The sequence below is a fragment of the Parazoarcus communis SWub3 = DSM 12120 genome (assembly GCF_003226565.1).
Taxonomy (GTDB): Bacteria; Pseudomonadota; Gammaproteobacteria; order Burkholderiales; family Rhodocyclaceae; genus Parazoarcus; species Parazoarcus communis.
On sequence record NZ_QKOE01000062.1, the window covers coordinates 1 to 1,492 of the forward strand.

At 53.0% G+C, this 1,492-nt stretch carries 3 protein-coding genes; 2 read left to right on the forward strand and 1 reads right to left on the reverse strand.

Annotated features, from left to right (window positions below; translation table 11 throughout):
• Nucleotides 1-3 precede the first annotated feature (3 nt).
• Both DNK49_RS25280 and DNK49_RS24010 read left to right on the forward strand, forming a co-directional pair.
• A complete protein-coding gene (locus tag DNK49_RS25280) occupies nucleotides 4-585 on the forward strand; it encodes an RHS repeat-associated core domain-containing protein (RefSeq protein ID WP_368737417.1) in 582 nt (193 codons plus the stop codon).
• A gap of 10 nt (nucleotides 586-595) precedes the next feature.
• Nucleotides 596-1,117, forward strand: a complete 522-nt coding sequence (locus DNK49_RS24010) for a hypothetical protein (protein WP_133255164.1) — start codon at nucleotides 596-598, stop codon at nucleotides 1,115-1,117.
• Nucleotides 1,118-1,208: 91 nt separating this feature from the next.
• On the opposite strand, the gene DNK49_RS24195 is transcribed toward DNK49_RS24010, so the two are convergent.
• A partial coding sequence (locus DNK49_RS24195) for a hypothetical protein (protein WP_207807100.1) occupies nucleotides 1,209-1,492 on the reverse strand: 284 nt, incomplete at its 5' end.

The following is a 1,492-nucleotide window of genomic DNA, read 5'->3' on the forward strand; positions in this document are numbered from 1 at the left end:
GGGATGCATCATCACGTGTCCAGTGGGTTGTGGCTGACACGGTATCGGGCGTACGATTCCCAGACAGCGCGCTGGCTCTCGAGGGATCCTATTGAGGAGGAGGGGGGCGTCAATCTATATGCCTATGTGGGGGGGAATCCGCTGAGCTATACCGACCCCAAGGGTTTAACACCCAGTGTATCCGGGACAAACTATGAGGATGTGCAAGCTGGTGGAAATGCTTTCGCAGAGAAGGCAGGCAATTCAGAAGAGTCTATGTGCGGTGAAAGATGCCGGTGTTGGTTGACATGCATGCAAGACGATCCGCTTCTGCCAGAACTGCTTCCTGGAATGGGGGCTCCACTAGCAGGCTTAAAGACCCCCGGCCAAATCAGGCCTGGTGCTTCGATTTGGGGCAGTGTTGATAGACGATTCCCTTGGTTGCCATTTGCAGACCCAAATGGAGGGCCGGTAGTGCGGAAGGCAGGGAAAATCCAGAGGGTCAAGTGTCTTGGCCGATGGGGTACTGCTGCGGCAGCTATGGCCGCATTCACCGCAGGTTATACCGTTGGAGCAACTGGACGTTGTTGGGTCGAGTGCAACTGAGGCGAGCACGATGAATGCATTGCTACTACTGGTTATTGTGGCGGTTATTAGTGTTGTTCTTTTTTCGAGCCTTAATCGTAAAACTGTAGATAAAATTTCTAGGGCAAGAAATGAGCTTAGAAAGCAGGCGTCAGCATTGCGGCCCTATTCCGTCAGCGATTTTTTGAAAGATGCAGGTATTGCCGATGACGACCATCGCGCACATGCACTTCTCGGTGTTTTAGCTGGCGTGTTAGAAGTTGAGCCTGAAAAATTGGCTCGTGACTATCCAATGCGTGATCTTTTGGTCATTTCGATTGACTCGGACGGAAACAACCAGTCGAAAACAATTGACCCATTCTCAAGCGAACTTCTGGAGAAGGTGGTCGCGCTTAGTGACAAGAGGCTCTGGGACCAAAAATGGAGGGATAACCCAGAATTGCCTCGCAATGAAGATGACTTGCTGGATCTCATTACGAAGATGAGTGTTGGTGAATTTCTCCGTTTCTTTTCACCCCTCATAAAGTCAGCTAGGGAATCCCTGATCAATTGACTTTCTGAGCATTCACACGGCGCGCTCTAACCTGAAGTGCAATACCCGAATTTGGTAGGATGTACTGCAATCCTCTCAACTTAGGCATTTATCATAAAGCAGGCTTGTAAGCATGGAACTTGTGAGGCTTGTTGCGTGGGGTTCGAGGTCGATGGCGTTCGGGAACGAATTTCTGGACGTTGAGTGCGATTTGGGTGAGGGCCTCGGCCACGATGCGTGCGCCTAGGGTGGCGGTGACGAGTGCGCGTGGCAGGATGCGGCGCAGGACGTTGAAGGCCAGTGTTCGGTTGATGCGCCATGCGGTGTCGGGCACCAGATGGCGCTGGGCGGCGCACCACGCGGCCAGCGCGGCGAGGTTGTCGCACACGGCCTTGG